This window comes from Vibrio sp. 1402, from assembly GCF_033340275.1.
Genome location: NZ_JAWOWE010000705.1, coordinates 1 through 518, shown reverse-complemented (window position 1 = coordinate 518; position 518 = coordinate 1). Strand labels below are relative to the sequence as shown.

Sequence of the window (518 nt, the reverse complement as noted above, 5' to 3'; positions counted from 1 at the left end):
GACTGAATTAAAAAATGATCGTTATCTGCGTGCGCTTCTTAAAGAGCCGGTAGATTACACGCCAGTATGGATGATGCGTCAGGCAGGTCGTTACTTACCAGAATACAAAGCTACGCGTGCTCAAGCGGGCGATTTCATGTCTTTGTGTAAGAATGCGGAGCTGGCGTCTGAAGTAACTCTTCAACCACTGCGCCGTTTTCCTCTTGATGCAGCGATCTTGTTCTCTGACATCCTAACTATCCCAGATGCAATGGGTCTGGGTCTGCGTTTTGCTGCTGGTGAAGGTCCGGTCTTCGATAACCCAATTACTTGCAAAGCCGACGTAGAGAAAATCGGTCTGCCAGATCCAGAAGGTGAACTGCAGTACGTAATGAATGCCGTGCGTCAAATCCGTAAAGATTTGAATGGTGATGTACCTCTAATTGGTTTCTCTGGTAGCCCATGGACGCTTGCGACTTACATGGTTGAAGGTGGTAGCTCTAAGGCCTTCACGAAGATCAAGAAGATGATGTACGCAG

1 protein-coding gene is annotated in these 518 nt (G+C 47.7%); it reads left to right on the top strand.

From position 1 onward, the window contains the following. The coding region (locus R7044_RS28050; protein ID WP_318141759.1) for a uroporphyrinogen decarboxylase family protein at positions 1-518 on the top strand (518 nt) is incomplete at both ends.